This window comes from Subtercola endophyticus, from assembly GCF_021044565.1.
Classification (GTDB): domain Bacteria; phylum Actinomycetota; class Actinomycetes; order Actinomycetales; family Microbacteriaceae; genus Subtercola; species Subtercola endophyticus.
Map to the genome: position 1 here is coordinate 3,306,955 of NZ_CP087997.1, position 14,596 is coordinate 3,321,550.

Here is a 14,596-nt window from a genome sequence, read left to right on the forward strand (position 1 = left end):
TTTGAAAAGTGAACACTCACGATTGGAGAGTGATCACTTTGGAGGATTGGGCGTTGATTCGTCGTCTGGCAGCGGATGGGGTTCCGAAGGCGCGGATCGCAGCGCAGTTGGGTATCTCGCGGACCACGGTCGTGAAGGCGGTGGCGTCGGAATCGTCACCGAAGTACGAGCGGGCACCGGCCGTGACGTCGTTCAGCGGGTTCGAGGATCGGGTGCGGTCTCTGCTGCAGGATGTTCCCTCGATGCCCGCGACAGTGATCGCGGAGCGGGTGGGCTGGCCGGGGTCGATCACCTGGTTCCGACAGAACGTGGCCAGGTTGCGGCCGGAGTATCGGCCGATCGATCCCGCGGACCGACTGCTGTACGACGCCGGCGATCAGGCGCAGTGCGATCTATGGTTCCCGCCGGCCGAGGTGCCAACGCAGGGCCGGACAGCGCCGTTACCGGTGTTGGTGATCGTGGCCTCGCACTCGAGGTTCATCACGGCACGGATGCTGCCCTCGCGGACGACACCGGACCTCGTCGCCGGGATGTGGTCTTTGCTCGCGGAGCAACTCGGCGCGGTACCTCGGCGACTGATCTGGGACAACGAGGCTGGCATCGGCCGCCGGAACAAACTCGCCGAGGGAGTGACAGGGTTCACCGGGGCGTTAGCGACGAGGATCGTGCAGCTGAAACCATTTGATCCCGAGTCCAAGGGCATCGTCGAACGCGCCAACGGATACCTCGAAACGTCGTTCCTCCCCGGCCGACGCTTCGCATCACCGGATGACTTCAACCGACAGCTGACCGAGTGGCTGCCACGCGCGAACAACCGGAAAGTGCGGTCGTTGAACGCACGCCCGGTCGACCTGATCAGTAACGATCGGGCCCGGATGCTGCCATTGCCGCCCGTCGTCCCGACGTTGGGGCATCAGAACCGGGTCCGGCTCGGCCGCGACTACTATGTGAGCATCGCAGGGAATGACTACTCCGTCGACCCGACAGCATCAGGCCGGATGATCGATATCCGCGCCGATCTATCGCACGTCACGGTGCGGCAAGGCGATCGGCTGGTGGCCTCACACGATCGCGAATGGGGCTCCGGGATTATCGTGACGGCACCAGAGCATGTTCAGACCGCAGCGCGGCTGCGTGCGGAGTTCCAACAACCCAGGCCCTCGGGCTCCGAGGAACTCGAGCTCGTGCGTGACCTCGCCGATTACGATCGTGCGTTCGGGATCGAGGTCGCGTGATGGACGACGCTACGAAACAGATCGTGCACCTCGCGACCGCGTTGAAAGCACCTCGGATCAGAGACGCCGCCAGCAGGCTCGCCGATCATGCTCGCGACGCGAGCTGGAGCTATGAGGAATACCTTGCCGCGGTTCTTGACCGGGAAGTCGCGGCGAGGAACGCGTCCGGCGCGCAGCTCAGAATCCGTGCCGCGGGGTTCCCTGCACACAAAACGATCGAGGACTTCTCGTTCGAGCATCAGCCAGGGATCCGCCGTGACCAGATCACCCCGCTCGCTGCGGGCGGCTACCTCACCGAAGCTCGGAACGTCGTGCTCCTCGGGCCGCCCGGAACAGGGAAAACCCACATCGCGATCGCGTTGGGCGTCGCGGCCGCCGGACATGGTCATCGTGTGTTGTTCGCGACCGCGACCGAATGGGTCACCCGCCTGCAAGACACCCACCGGGCCGGGAAGCTGCCCGACGAACTCAAACGGCTCCGCCGCTACGGGCTGATCATCGTCGATGAAGTCGGCTATCTGCCCTTCGAGCAAGACGCAGCGAACTTGTTCTTCCAGCTCGTGTCCTCCCGCTACGAACACGCGTCGCTGATCCTGACCAGCAACCTCACCTTCGCCAAATGGGGTGACGTCTTCGGGGACCAGGCCGTCGCAGCAGCGATGATCGATCGAATCGTGCACCACGCCGACGTACTCACACTGAAAGGCGCGAGCTACCGACTCAAGAACGCAGGCATCGACACACTGCCGTCTGTCAAAGCCGAAACACGCAGCTAAACTACCGCCACACCGTTCACTTTTCGAACGTCACAATGGCCCAGTTTTAGACCGTCGCCGACATACCGCTCGAACCGGCTCTCACGCATCGCTACCCCTATCCACTTCACGTCGTCGAGGACCAGCGCAGGGTTGCAGGCCGCCGACCTTGCCGCATATTTTCATCATCGCCGCTGCACTAAGGAGGAGCACCATCCCGCTGCGCGCGCGACGATGGCGAGACTGGCTCAGGAAGTCAGTCCGGCCACAGTTCATGATTGGGTATGGCTGCCCTGAAGGTGAGGGCTCGCGTTCTGGAGTCAGATAAGAACCAGAGATTGTTAAGAAACTAGGGCCCCGCAAATGCGGGGCCCTAGGCTGGCGACGTACCGAAGTACGGCCCGTCGTGCTAAAAAGCATACACTCCCAAGTGTTAGGAAGCGGGGGGAGTGTCTAGCTCGTCTTCGCTGATCCAGAGCTCGTCGTCGGCGCGGAAGGTCTGCCAGACGGCGTAACCGATGCCGGCAGCGGCTACGACGCCTGCGGCAATGGCGAAGTAGAGGCCGATCGAGTGGCCCTTCTTGACGGGGGCAGGCGGCTGCAAGCGCGCGAGGGCGCCCTTGACGAAGGCGTTCTCTGACACGCCGAGAGCGGCAGCGGCAGAACCGACGCTGCCGCCGACTGCGGGGAAGACATTAGAGCGGAGCTTGGTGCGAACCTGGTCGCTGGCGTGCTTCGCCGATGCGACGTTGCGGGCTGCGTTCTGTGCGAACTGGCTCGAAGCGGCTTGTACGCGAGGAACGACCTCTTCTTTGGTCAGCGCTGCTGCCTGGAGCTTCGCCTCGGCGGCGACATGGTTGGCGCGGGCGAGGATCTCCTGCTGGTCGAGCCACAGTTCTCCTGCGCTCTTGCGCAGGCGCTTGAGCGCCTTCGTGCGCTTACGGGTGAGACTCATAGAAACCTCCATCGGCTGAGAACGGCGTTCGCCTCAATCTTGCCATGCTATTGCGCAGGCCCGCGCATTCGCATGCTGACTATCGGCTATCTTTACGCTGAGGCTCGACTGAGTGCAACCCGCCATGTGTGAGAATTGAGGCATGGCCAAGCACACCCACGTCGCAACGCTCCACACGAACCTCGGCGACATCACCGTCAACCTCTACGGCAACCACGCACCAAAGACCGTCAGCAACTTCGTCGGGCTCGCGACGGGCGAGCGCGAATGGACCGACCCGAAGACGGGTGCGGCCACCACGGCGAAGCTGTACGACGGCAGCATCTTTCACCGCATCATTCCCGGGTTCATGATTCAGGGCGGCGACCCGCTCGGCAACGGCACGGGTGGTCCCGGTTACCGTTTCAACGACGAGATCAGCCCTGAACTCACCTTCGCGGAGCCCTACATTCTGGCCATGGCCAACGCGGGCATCCAGGGCGGCCAGGGAACCAACGGTTCGCAGTTCTTCATCACCGTCGGCGCGACCCCGTGGCTGCAGGCGAAGCACACGATCTTCGGCGAAGTCGCTGACGACTCGTCGAAGCGCATCGTCGACAAGCTGGCCGCCGTGGCGACCGACTCGTACGACCGGCCGCTCGACGCCGTTGTCATCGAGAGCGTCGACATCACCGAAGCCTGATCTTCGCTTTGAGTCAGCCGTTGCCGAGGTGAGCTACACCGACACGTCACAGAACTACTGCTACCGTCACCCCGACCGGCAGAGTTTTGTGCTGTGCCAGCGGTGCGGCCGAACGATCTGTCCGCAGTGCCAAGTTCAGGCTGCGGTCGGCGTGCACTGTGTCGAGTGCGCTCGGTCTGATCGCAACGAGCAGCAGTACAGCCGGCCGCCTCGACTGGTTCGTGCCGCCAGGGCGACGGTGCGATCATCCACCGCCCCGGTCGTGACGTACGCCATCATGGGCGTCACGGTGCTGATTTTTCTGCTCCAGCTCATCCCCGGGCTCGGCGTGACGAATGCGCTGCTGTACGCGCCTGTGTACACGCAGAGCGGATCGGGCTTTCCGTTCGAACCGTGGCGCATGCTCACCTATGCGTTCGTGCACACGCCGTTCACCATCAGCAATCCGTTCAGCATTCTGCACATCGCACTGAACATGTACTCGCTGTTCATCTTCGGGCGTGTACTCGAGCCGATCATCGGGCGCTGGCGCTTCGGCGTGCTGTACGCGCTGTCGGCGATCGGCGGTGCGGTAGCCGTGGATTACCTGTCAGGCCCGCTCACACCGGTCATCGGCGCATCGGGCGCGATCTTCGGCCTGATGGCTGCGACGTTCATGGTCGCGCGCAAGATGGGCGGCGGCGGAATGCAGCAGCTCGTCGTTCTGGTGGTGCTGAACCTGGCGATCGGTTTCTTCGTTCCGGGTATCGCCTGGCAGGCGCACGTCGGCGGGCTGCTGTTCGGGGCGCTCATCGGGCTGATCATGATGGAGACACGCCAACGTCGTCAGCAGACGATGCAATACCTGCTTCTGGTCGGAGTTGCGCTGCTCATCGTGGTGCTCACGGTCGTGCACGCCTGAAAGTTATGCACAGGGTTATTCACACTGGGGATAATTACATCGGTGTAATTGCCGTGTTGGCCTGAGTTGGTGCGGATCACTCGCTACGAGCGATTGCTGGGCGACTGACGTCAGCGCCAGCGAGTGGTCATGAGAAAGCCCACAAAGGCCACGCCGAAGCCGATGAGGATGTTCCAGCTGCCCAGATCGGGAATGGGGAACGTGCCCTGGCTGACGTAGAAAACGATGATCCAGGCGAGGCCGATGAGCATGAAGCCGAACATCACGGGCTTGTACCACACGGGGTTCGGTGTGGATTCGTCGCTCGAACGTTGAACGACTTGCTGGGAAGATCGGGTCTTGTCGCGGGCCATGCCGACGATTCTAGCTGGGAATGCTGCACAGACGTTCAAAGACGGCGTGAAGTAGCCTGTTAGTAACTCAGCTTCGCGTTACCTTCGTCTTCTACTATGGATGCCGTGCCAGAGATTCCCTCACCTTCTGATGAACCGCCGACACGGCGGTCACTGCGTCATGCCCGCGAGCAGCAGGCCGCCCGTGGATCGGAAGAGCCGGCGGCCGAAGACCTCTTTGCAGACGACGCGGCCACCGAAGCGCAGGAGTCTGAATCTGGCGATTCGCCCTCTGCCAATTCACCCTCTGGCGATTCGCCGAAGCCCGCCAAAGGCGGATCGGTCGTGCGCTCGGTCATCGGTATCGCGGGCGAGGTGCTCATCACGGCCGGGGTTCTGGTTTTTCTCTTTCTCGGCTGGCAGCTGTGGATTCAGGGCATCGCTCTGAACAGCGCCCAGACGAGTGAGGCTTCCGGGCTGTCGCAGAGCTGGAGTGCATCCACTGTCGGCCCGACCGCCCCCGAACCATCTCCCGCGGCCACGGCGGGAGCCGGCTCCCCGACGACCCCGGTCGGCGGGGGTTCTGCGCCCGTGGTCATGACCGCCCCGGCAGAGACGTCGCAGTTCGCCGTGCTCTATGTTCCGCGGTTCGGTGCCGACTACAAACGCACCATCAGCCAGGGGGTCGACGCCAAGACGGTGCTCAACGCCGGCGGTGCGGGTCATTACGAGCAGAGTCAGATGCCGGGTGACATGGGTAACTTCGCCATCGCCGCCCATCGTGATGGCTGGGGCAGCCCGTTCATCAAGATCAACGAGCTTCAGGTCGGCGACCCCATCTATGTAGAAACCCAAGACGGCTGGTACACCTACCGCTTTCGTGATCTCGAGTACGTGAGTCCCGACGGCGTCGACGTGCTGAGCGCCGTGCCGCAGGCTCCGGATGCCGCACCCACTGATCGGCTCATAACACTGACAAGCTGCAACCCTCTCTACATCGCGTCGGAGCGCATCATCGCCTACGGAGTGCTCGAGTCGTTCACCCCGCGAAGTGATGGGGCGCCGGCCGCGATCGCCGGGCTCACCGGAAAGGGGGCCTGAGGCTGATGTACGGCGCGTTATGGCGGGTTTTGCCCGGGCCGGTGTGGCTTCGCATCGTGATTCTGCTGGTTGCTCTGGCGGTGCTGCTCTTTGTGCTGTCGACGTGGATCTTTCCCTGGGTCGACGGGGTGTTGACCCCGAGCCAACCCGTTACGGTTAACCAATGACCCGCGTACTCGTGATCGACAACTACGACAGTTTCGTCTACACCCTGAACGGCTATCTTCACCAGCTCGGGGCAGAGACCACGGTGTTGCGCAACGACGCTTTCAGTGCCGACGACGCCGTCGCGGCGTTGGCCGACTACGACGCGGTGCTGATCTCGCCCGGGCCGGGCAAGCCGTCGGAGGCCGGGGTGTCGATTGCGATGGTGCGCGCGGCGCTCGAGACGCAGACTCCGCTGCTCGGCGTGTGCCTCGGGCATCAGGCCATTGCGGAGGCCATGGGTGCGACGGTCACCAATGCCGAAGAGCTGATGCACGGCAAGACCAGCGTCATTGTGCACGACCAGAGCGCCTTCTACGACGGCGTTGCCCAGAACTTCACCGCGACCCGCTACCACTCGCTCGCTGTCGTCGACGGCACGGTTCCGGCGACGCTCGTGGTGACGTCTCGTACCGAGGGCGGCGTCATCATGGGCCTGCGGCACGAAAGCGCTCCGATTTATGGCGTGCAGTTTCATCCCGAGTCGGTGCTGACCGAGGGCGGATACCAGATGCTCGCGAACTGGCTCGCGGTGGCGGGGCTCGCGTCGGCCAAAGAAGCGGCCGTTTCGCTGAGCCCGCTCATGAGCGCGGCCGGCTGATCGGTCTGGCGCACGTCGTACCGGCTGGGCGAAATCCCGTTGAGCCGAGTCCCGTTGAGCTGAATCCCGCTTACTTGGCGGTGCAGTACTTGAGGTCGATGCTCGACTTCTGCGGTTGGTCGCCGGCCTCGAGAGACTGGTACGTGACCTGCGTGCCGGTGAACGGGGTGAGGGCAGCACAGGCCGTCTCGGTATCGGTGTCAGACGTGACAGTGAGACTGAGCCCGGTGAGCGTGGACTGCGCGAGGTCGAGGGGCTGACCGACCACCGACGGCACGGTCACCAGGCCATTCGAGACCACGAAATTGATGGTGTCGCCGACGAAGCTCTGGCTGCCGGCCGCGGGTGACGTACTGATGATCACGTCGGCCGGCACGGTGGGCGAGTTCTGTTTTGTAGTCGAGCCGATGACCAGGCCCAGGGCCGTCAGTTTGGTACTCGCGTCGGCCACCGTCGTGGCCGAGACATCGGGTAACGTCACCGCCTGCTTTCCGGTCGAGACGTACACACTGATCAGCGTCTGCGTCTGAACGATGGTTCCCGACGGCGGGTCGGTGTTGATGACGTCGCCGGCAGGGATGGTCGGGTCTGTCTTGTCGAACCGCTGCGTAACGAGATTCAGCTGCTGCAGGGTCGAGTTAGCGCTGTCGTAGGTCTGACCGGTGACCACGGGAACCTGCCGTGAGGTGACCGGGATGATCGTGGTCTCGCGCAGACTGAACACCCAGAACAGGATGGCGACGAGAATGACGGCCACGCTGGCGATGCCCGCCCAGATCCAGATGACGGGCGGGCGCGACTGAGTCTTAACGGCATAGTCGTCGTCGCCTGCGAGCTGGGTGAGCGCGGAATCCGACCCGGCCGAGAGAGTCGGCGGGGCACCGAACAGCGACGCCTGAAAGTCTTCGGCGGGCAACCGCTTAGACGGGATCTTGCCGGCGCCGGCGATCTCCAAATCGGTCTTGAAGTCGGCGGCACTCTGAAAGCGAGCGAAGCGGTCTTTGGCGAGAGCGTGGGCCACGACCTGGTCGAGAGCGGGCGAGACCTTCGGGTTCACCGAGCTGGGCGCGACGGGCGCCTCGCTGACGTGCTGGTACGCCACGGCGACCGGCGTCTCGCCACGGAACGGCGCGCGCCCGGTGAGGAGCTCGAACAACACGATGCCGGTCGAGTAGAGGTCGGTACGGGCATCCACCGACTCGCCCCGCGCCTGCTCGGGCGAGAAGTACTGCGCCGTACCGAGAATCGCGGTGGTCTGAGCGACCGTCGCAGACGAGTCGGAGATGGCGCGGGCGATGCCGAAATCCATCACCTTGACCTGGCCCGAGTTGGTGAGCATGATGTTGCCGGGCTTGATGTCGCGGTGAACGACCCCGGCGCGGTGCGAGTACTCGAGCGCCGTGAGAATGCCGTCGGTGATGCGCACGGCTTCGGCGGGGTCGACCGGGCCCTGGCGTATCAGGTCTTTGAGCAGGATGCCCTGCACGAACTCCATGACAATGAAGGGCACGATCGCTTCGGCGCCGCCGGGCTCGATGACACGCTCTTCGCCGGCGTCGAAAACCCGCACGATGGTCGGATGCGCCATGCGTGACGCGGCCTGCGCCTCTTGCCGAAAGCGGGTGCGAAAGATGGGGTCGCCTGCGAGCGACGACTTCAACAGCTTGATCGCCACCTGCCGGCCGAGTCGCTCGTCACGGCCGACGTATACGTTCGACATGCCCCCGCGCCCGATGATGTCACCAATGCGGTATCGCCCTGCGAGGAGGCGATTGTCATCGGTCACGGTGAAACTCCTGGAGAAGGGTTGCGGGCGGTCGGAGAGCGGGTTACGGAGTGGCGGAGGGGCTCGGGCTGACAGACGGTGTGACCGCCGTGACGGACAGCGACAGCGCGGGTGACGACGCCGACTGCAGGCCCGACGAGGCGCCCGATGCGGTGCAGGTCACCTTGTACGACACGTTGATCGTCTGCGCGGTGGCCGGAGCGATGAGCGTGGCCTGCGGATTCGCACCCGGCGCAACCGCCACGGTCGCCGACCCGGGGTCGAGGTCGTAGCTCGAGAGGCTGTAACCCGACGGGCAGCTGTAGGCGGACCAGCTCACCACGAAGGTCGAGTTGGTCGTCACCTTCGCCGGAGTCGCGGTGGGCGTCGAGGTCGGAGCGGGCGGCGCGACTGTTGCACCGTAGACCGTGAGGTCGATGGTGGTGCCCTTCGCGACGTTGCCGACCGGGCTCGCCTGGTAGACGACGTCGACCATGTCGGCGCTCGGTGCCGCGTTCTTCGTGACCCGGTTGGCGCCGAGACCCTGCTGCTGCAGAACAGCGGATGCCGCATCGAACGTCTTGCCGATCAGGTCTTTCTCGTTCACGATGACGGTGTTCGGCGTAGCCGTCGGGGTGGGCGTGGGTGTCGGAGTGGGTGTCGGCGACGGGGTCGACGAGGTGGTGGCGCTCGAGGTCGGCGTGGCCGTTCCCTTGTTGCTCGTGGCAAGCGCCACGATGGTGCCGATGAGCACGAGCGCGAGAATGATGATCAAGACGATGAGCGGCCAGGTCCACGGGCTGCGCTTCTTCTTCACGGGCTCGGGTTCGCCGCCCTCACCTTCGGGGGGAACGAGTGCTGCGGTGGGCGGCCCGGATGCTCCGCCCGAGGTTCCGAGTACGGTGGTGGCCTGCGTGGGGTCTGCCGCCGTCGGCATGAGAACCGTTGCGGTGGCCGGGGGCAGACCGTGGCCACCCAGCACGGCAGGAACAGCCGCGGCGGCCAGAGCGATGTCACCCTGACGCAGCGCGCTGGCCGCGCGAGCCAGAGCTGCCGTCGACGTGGGGCGGTCGGCCGGCTTCTTGGCGATGCACGACATGACCAGGTTGCGCACCGGTTCGGCGATGGTGATGGGCAGCTCGGGCGGGGTGTCGTTGATCTGCGCCATGGCGATGGCGACCTGCGATTCGCCGCTGAACGGGCGCTTGCCCGCAAGACATTCGTACGCGACGATGCCGAGCGAGTAGATGTCGGTGGTCGACGACGCCGACTGGCCGCTGGCCTGCTCGGGCGAGAGGTACTGCACGGTGCCCATGACCTGGCCGGTCGCGGTGAGCGGAACCTGGTCGGCGATGCGGGCGATTCCGAAGTCGGTGATCTTGACCCGGCCATCCGGTGTGATGAGCAGGTTGCCCGGCTTGATGTCGCGGTGCACAAGACCGGCGTTATGCGCGGCCTGCAGAGCCGAGGCCGTCTGCGCGATGATGTCGAGCACTCGGTCGGTCGAGAGCACGTGCTCGCGCTCGAGGATGACCGACAGCGCTTCGCCCGGAACGAGCTCCATCACCAGGTAGGCACTGCCCTCTTCTTCGCCGTAGTCGAAGACGTTGGCGATGCCTTCGTGATTGACGAGGGCGGCGTGCCGGGCTTCGGCGCGAAAACGCTCGAGAAACCCGGGGTCGCCGAGGTATTCGTCTTTCAAGATCTTGATGGCGACATTGCGGCCGATCACAAGGTCGGTCGCCTGCCAGACTTCGCCCATGCCACCGATTGCGATACGAGTCGACAACTCGTACCTTCCCCCGAAGGTGAGCCCTGCTGTGGGTCTCATTTATTCAGCACCGCCTCAAGTACTTTTTTGGCGATCGGGGCGGCAACGGTGTTGCCCGACCCTGATTGCCCCAGTTTGCCGCCATTTTGAACCACCACTGCGACGGCAACCTGGGGGTTGTCTGCAGGGGCGAAACCTGTGAACCAGAGGGTGTACGGATCGCCCGTCCCGTTCTCCGCAGTTCCTGTCTTACCGGCCACACTGACTCCATCTATTCTTGCATTAGTCGCCGCGCCGGAATTGACAGCCTCGACCATCCACGACGAAAGTGTCGAAGCTGTTATAGAAGTGATGGGCGTGCTGAGCGTTTTCGCCTGAAATTGCTGCAAGACGGTGAGGTCGGGCGCCGAAATCGTGTCGACCAGGTTCGGCTGCATGATCACACCGCCGTTGGCCACCGCCATCGATTGCTCGACGATCTGCATCGGCGACGACCGTACGTTCGCCTGACCGAACGACGACAGCGCGAGTTGCGCTGGGTCGTCTTTCAGCGGCGGAAACTGGCTGGCCTCGACAGGGATGGGCGAATCGAAGCTCGAGTTGTAGCCGTAGGCGTTCGCCATGTCGGTGAGGTTCTTCTGGCCCATCATGACGCCCAGCTCGGCCATCGGAATGTTGCACGAGAGCACGAAGGCCGTCTCGATCGAAACCGTGTCTCCGGGGCCGCAGGTTCCGCCGCCGGCGTTCGAGACGACGTGATCGCTGCCCGGCAGCTGGTATCCCGACAGGTTCGGCAGCTGGGTGTTGCCGGGCAGACCGGCGTTCTGCAGCGCTGCCGACGACGTGACGATCTTGAACGTCGAGCCGGGCGGGTCGAGGTTTCCGTCGAGGGTGCGGTTGATGAGCGGCTGCGCCGGATCGGTGTTCAGGGTGTTGTAGGTCTTGATGACCTCGTCGGTGTCGTGCACCGCGAGGGTGTTCGGGTCGTAGTCGGGTTTCGAGACCATCGCGAGAATGCGCCCCGTTTTCGGCTCGACGGCGATCACGGCTCCCTGCTGGTCGCCGAGCGCGTCGTACGCGGCCTGCTGGATGGCCGGGTCGATGGTGAGCTCGACCGATGCTCCTTGCGGGTTCTGGCCCGTCACGATGCTGTTGAGCTGGCTCAAGAACTGCGACCCCGACGTTCCGGCGAGTTCGTCGTTGAGGGCGGCCTCGATGCCGGTGGAGCCCTGGTCGAGCGTGTAGTAGCCGGTCACCGCGCTGTACAGCGGCCCGTTCGTGTAGGTGCGCTGGTACTTGTACTGATCGTCAGAGGGCACCGACTGGGCGATGGGCTGACCGGCGACGAGAATCGGACCGCGCTGCTTCGAGTAACTCGCGTAGATGGTTCGAGCGTTGCGCGAATCGTTGGCCAGGGCATCCGCTGAGAAGAACTGGATGGTCGTGACCGACAAGAAGAGGGCGGCGAACATGGCCAGAATGACGATGGTCACCCGCTTGAGTTCACGATTCATAGCTCTACACCACCAGCCTTGGCTGACTGCGAACTGTGTCTGACAGTCGTAAGAGCAGGGCCACGATGATCCAGTTCGCCACCAGCGACGAGCCGCCCGCAGCCAAGAACGGCGTTGTGAGACCGGTGAGCGGAATCACACGGGTGACGCCGCCGATGACGATGAAGCACTGCAGCGCGACCACGAACGTGAGCCCGACGCCGAGCAGCCGGCCGAAGTCGTCGGTGCCGGCGAAGCTGATGCGCAGGCCGCGCGCGATGAAAAGCAGGTAGAGGCACAGAATGACGAACAGGCCGGCCATGCCGAGTTCTTCGCCGAGGCTGGCGATGATGTAGTCGCTCTGCGCGAGGGGTGTGATGCTCGGGCTGCCCTGGCCCAGCCCGGTTCCGATGAGGCCGCCGTTGGCGAGCCCGAACAGCCCTTGTACGAGCTGGTAACTGCCGCCGATGGCGTCGTAGTTGACAGGATCGAACGGGTTGAGCCAGTTGGCGAAACGGTCGTTGACGTAGGTCAGCACCTGGCTGGCGATGAGCGCGCCGCCGAGGAATAGAACAAAGCCGATGATCACCCAGCTGAGCCGAGCGGTCGCGACGTACAGCATGACCACGAAAAGCCCGAAGTAGAGCAGGGCGGTGCCGAGGTCGTGCTGAAAGATGATGACGGCCATGGATGCCGCCCAGATGACGAGAATCGGTCCGAGGTCGCGGGCACGCGGAAAACGCATGCCGAGAAACTTGCGGCCGACCATCGACAGGCTGTCTCGGCGCGACACGAGGTAACCGGCAAAGAAGATGGCCAGCGCGATCTTCGCGATCTCACCGGGCTGAAAAGAGAACGGGCCGATGCCGATCCAGACGCGGGCGCCGTACACCTCTTTGCCGATGCCGGGCAGAATCGGCAACAGCAGCAGAACGCCCGAGATCACCATGAAGACGTAGGTGTAGCGCTGCAGCACCCGATGGTTGCGCAAGAACACGATCACCAGCAGGGCGATGATGATGGCGACGGCGCTCCACACGACCTGGCGCTCCGAGGTGCTGTCCCAGCCGGTGGCGCCCTGCTCGATGTCGATGCGGTAGATCTCGGCGATGCCGATGCCGTTCAGCAGAGTGGCGATCGGCAGGATGAACGGATCGGCGTTGGGGGCGACGAAGCGCAGCGCGATGTGCATGCCGATGACGAGCACCGAAAGGCCGACCCCGAGCAGAGCGACCTGCCCGAAATCCACCACGCCCTGGGCACCGAGTTGCACCATGACAACGGCTGCGCCATTGATGACGCACGCGAACAGCAGCAGAAAGAGCTCGAGGTTGCGCAGTTTCTCGGGTACTCGGATGCGACGGAGGGGACGGGCATCCGGTTTCTGAACGGGCGACGCCGTGGTCAGCGCGTCGACCCCGCCGGCGTTGTTCATCGCAGCATTGTTGGTCATGGGGCCACCGCCGTGGGCGTCGGGGTGGGCGTGGGTTTCGGTTTCGGCGTTGCAGTGGGGGTCGGGGTGGTCAGGTCGCCCGTCGGCGGCACACCGGTGATGACGGCGTTCTGCAGCCGCTCGACCACGGCCTGAGCCCCGGCGACCGAGTCTGCGCTGATGGTCGAGGCGACCTGGGTCTGGGTATACGCGGGCAGGGTGTTGACCGCGATGCCTGTGTCTTCGTAGACGTGCGAGAGGGTGATCGGGCCGAGGGATTGCTGAATGCCTCGGTAGATGGCCACGTTTCCGTTCGATTCGCCCACGAAGTAGCGCGTCTGCGTGTAGTTGTAGCCGATGAGCAGGCCGGCCACGATGGCGATCAGCGCGATGATGCTGCCGATCAGCCAGGTGAGCTTGCGGCGCCGGCTGCGACGGCGGTCTTCGTCGATGAGTTCGTCGAGATAGTCGTCGCTCTGCGCCTCGAAGTGGCTGGGCTGGGCGAGGCCCGTGGTGCGCGGGTGCAGCCATCCGGTTGGCGTTCGCGAGGCACGGCGCCCCGGGGCGGCATCGAAGGCGATAGGGCGTGATGCTGCACCGACCGTTTGAGCGATGTAGGTGCTGCCGGTGAACGACTCGCTGATGTCGACGATGACAACCGTGACGTTGTCGGGCGCGCCGTGATCGAGGGCCTCTTTCACCAGCAGATCTGCGACGGCCTGCGGCGACGGATTCTCGGCGAGAGCGGCGGCGATGTCGTCGTTCTCGACCACGCCGGTGAGGCCGTCGGAGCAGAGCAGCCAGCGGTCGTTCGGCCGGGTATCCATCACCTGCAGATCGACGTCGGGCGTCGAATCCACGTCGCCCAGCACGCGCATCAGCACAGAGCGACGCGGATGCACCTTCGCCTCTTCAGCCGTGATGCGCCCGTTGTCGACCAGGCGCTGCACGAAGGTGTGGTCGGTGGTGATCTGGGTGAGTTTGCCGTCGCGGTAACGGTAGATGCGCGAGTCGCCGATGTGCGCGAGCGCGACGCTGTGGCCGACACGCACGAGTGCGCTGAGCGTGGTGCCCATTCCGGTGAGCTCCGGATGCTCGTAGACGGCCTCGGCCAGAATCGCGTTCGCGCTGACGATGGCCTCCTGCAGCGCGAACTCGGCGTCGACGGCCGAGCTGTACTCGCCGTCGATCTCGAGCAGTTTGTTCAGCGCGAGGGCGCTGGCGACGTCGCCGCCGGCGTGGCCGCCCATGCCGTCGGCCACGGCGAACAACGACTGGCCGGCATAACCGGAGTCCTGGTTGTTCGAGCGCACCTTGCCGACATGCGACACGGCTGCGCTTTCAGTGACTAACGCCATCGTCTGTTCTC

15 protein-coding genes are annotated in these 14,596 nt (G+C 64.3%); 8 read left to right on the top strand and 7 right to left on the bottom strand.

The annotated features are described in order from the left end of the window. The first annotated feature begins 29 nt into the window (after positions 1–29). The 3 genes from istA (at position 30) to LQ955_RS20250 (ending at position 2,287) form a co-directional block, all read left to right on the top strand. On the top strand, positions 30–1,235 hold the full coding sequence (gene istA / locus LQ955_RS15380; RefSeq protein ID WP_231024711.1) for an IS21 family transposase: 1,206 nt from the start codon (positions 30–32) through the stop codon (positions 1,233–1,235). Then, on the top strand, positions 1,235–2,011 hold the full coding sequence (gene istB / locus LQ955_RS15385; protein WP_231028119.1) for an IS21-like element helper ATPase IstB: 777 nt from the start codon (positions 1,235–1,237) through the stop codon (positions 2,009–2,011). Before istA ends, istB begins: the two co-directional genes overlap by 1 nt. An 87-nt stretch (positions 2,012–2,098) precedes the next feature. Beyond that, positions 2,099–2,287, top strand: a complete 189-nt coding sequence (locus tag LQ955_RS20250; protein ID WP_390623492.1) for a DUF3800 domain-containing protein — start codon at positions 2,099–2,101, stop codon at positions 2,285–2,287. A gap of 136 nt (positions 2,288–2,423) precedes the next feature. Here the strand turns inward: LQ955_RS20250 and LQ955_RS15390 are convergent, their stop codons facing one another. Next, complete coding sequence (locus LQ955_RS15390) at positions 2,424–2,945, bottom strand: hypothetical protein (RefSeq protein ID WP_231025372.1); 522 nt, start codon at positions 2,943–2,945, stop codon at positions 2,424–2,426. A gap of 142 nt (positions 2,946–3,087) precedes the next feature. Here LQ955_RS15390 and LQ955_RS15395 point away from each other — a divergent pair, with 142 nt between their 5' ends. Then, on the top strand, positions 3,088–3,627 hold the full coding sequence (locus LQ955_RS15395; protein ID WP_231025373.1) for a peptidylprolyl isomerase: 540 nt from the start codon (positions 3,088–3,090) through the stop codon (positions 3,625–3,627). A 238-nt stretch (positions 3,628–3,865) separates the two neighbouring features. Beyond that, on the top strand, positions 3,866–4,528 hold the full coding sequence (locus tag LQ955_RS15400; RefSeq protein ID WP_231025374.1) for a rhomboid family intramembrane serine protease: 663 nt from the start codon (positions 3,866–3,868) through the stop codon (positions 4,526–4,528). 110 nt (positions 4,529–4,638) lie between these two features. Here LQ955_RS15400 and LQ955_RS15405 read toward each other — a convergent pair whose 3' ends face one another. Then, entirely contained in the window at positions 4,639–4,881 is a 243-nt protein-coding gene (locus LQ955_RS15405) for a cell division protein CrgA (protein WP_231025375.1), read from the bottom strand. A gap of 96 nt (positions 4,882–4,977) precedes the next feature. On the opposite strand from LQ955_RS15405, the gene LQ955_RS15410 reads away from it, so the two are divergent. Genes LQ955_RS15410 through LQ955_RS15420 form a run of 3 tightly spaced genes read left to right on the top strand, consistent with a single transcriptional unit; the run spans position 4,978 to position 6,766 of the window. Beyond that, positions 4,978–5,961, top strand: coding sequence for a class E sortase (locus LQ955_RS15410; protein ID WP_231025376.1), 984 nt, complete (start codon positions 4,978–4,980; stop codon positions 5,959–5,961). A 5-nt stretch (positions 5,962–5,966) separates the two neighbouring features. Continuing rightward, on the top strand, positions 5,967–6,128 hold the full coding sequence (locus LQ955_RS15415) for a hypothetical protein (RefSeq protein WP_231025377.1): 162 nt from the start codon (positions 5,967–5,969) through the stop codon (positions 6,126–6,128). Further along, positions 6,125–6,766 carry an anthranilate synthase component II gene (locus LQ955_RS15420; protein ID WP_231025378.1) on the top strand — a complete coding sequence of 214 codons (642 nt, stop codon included), beginning with the start codon at positions 6,125–6,127 and terminating at the stop codon, positions 6,764–6,766. The genes LQ955_RS15415 and LQ955_RS15420 overlap by 4 nt, the downstream gene beginning before the upstream one ends. 70 nt (positions 6,767–6,836) lie before the next feature. Here the strand turns inward: LQ955_RS15420 and pknB are convergent, their stop codons facing one another. The 5 genes from pknB to LQ955_RS15445 are packed head-to-tail and all read right to left on the bottom strand — an operon-like array spanning position 6,837 to position 14,585. Then, positions 6,837–8,552, bottom strand: coding sequence for a Stk1 family PASTA domain-containing Ser/Thr kinase (gene pknB / locus LQ955_RS15425; protein ID WP_231025379.1), 1,716 nt, complete (start codon positions 8,550–8,552; stop codon positions 6,837–6,839). A gap of 43 nt (positions 8,553–8,595) precedes the next feature. Further along, positions 8,596–10,362: a serine/threonine-protein kinase gene (locus tag LQ955_RS15430; RefSeq protein ID WP_231025380.1), complete on the bottom strand. Its 1,767-nt coding sequence runs from the start codon at positions 10,360–10,362 to the stop codon at positions 8,596–8,598. Next, positions 10,359–11,816: a peptidoglycan D,D-transpeptidase FtsI family protein gene (locus tag LQ955_RS15435; protein WP_231025381.1), complete on the bottom strand. Its 1,458-nt coding sequence runs from the start codon at positions 11,814–11,816 to the stop codon at positions 10,359–10,361. The genes LQ955_RS15430 and LQ955_RS15435 overlap by 4 nt, the downstream gene beginning before the upstream one ends. Before the next feature lie 4 nt (positions 11,817–11,820). After that, complete coding sequence (locus LQ955_RS15440) at positions 11,821–13,248, bottom strand: FtsW/RodA/SpoVE family cell cycle protein (RefSeq protein WP_231025382.1); 1,428 nt, start codon at positions 13,246–13,248, stop codon at positions 11,821–11,823. Beyond that, positions 13,245–14,585: a Stp1/IreP family PP2C-type Ser/Thr phosphatase gene (locus LQ955_RS15445; RefSeq protein ID WP_231025383.1), complete on the bottom strand. Its 1,341-nt coding sequence runs from the start codon at positions 14,583–14,585 to the stop codon at positions 13,245–13,247. Before LQ955_RS15445 ends, LQ955_RS15440 begins: the two co-directional genes overlap by 4 nt. Positions 14,586–14,596: the final 11 nt, after the last annotated feature.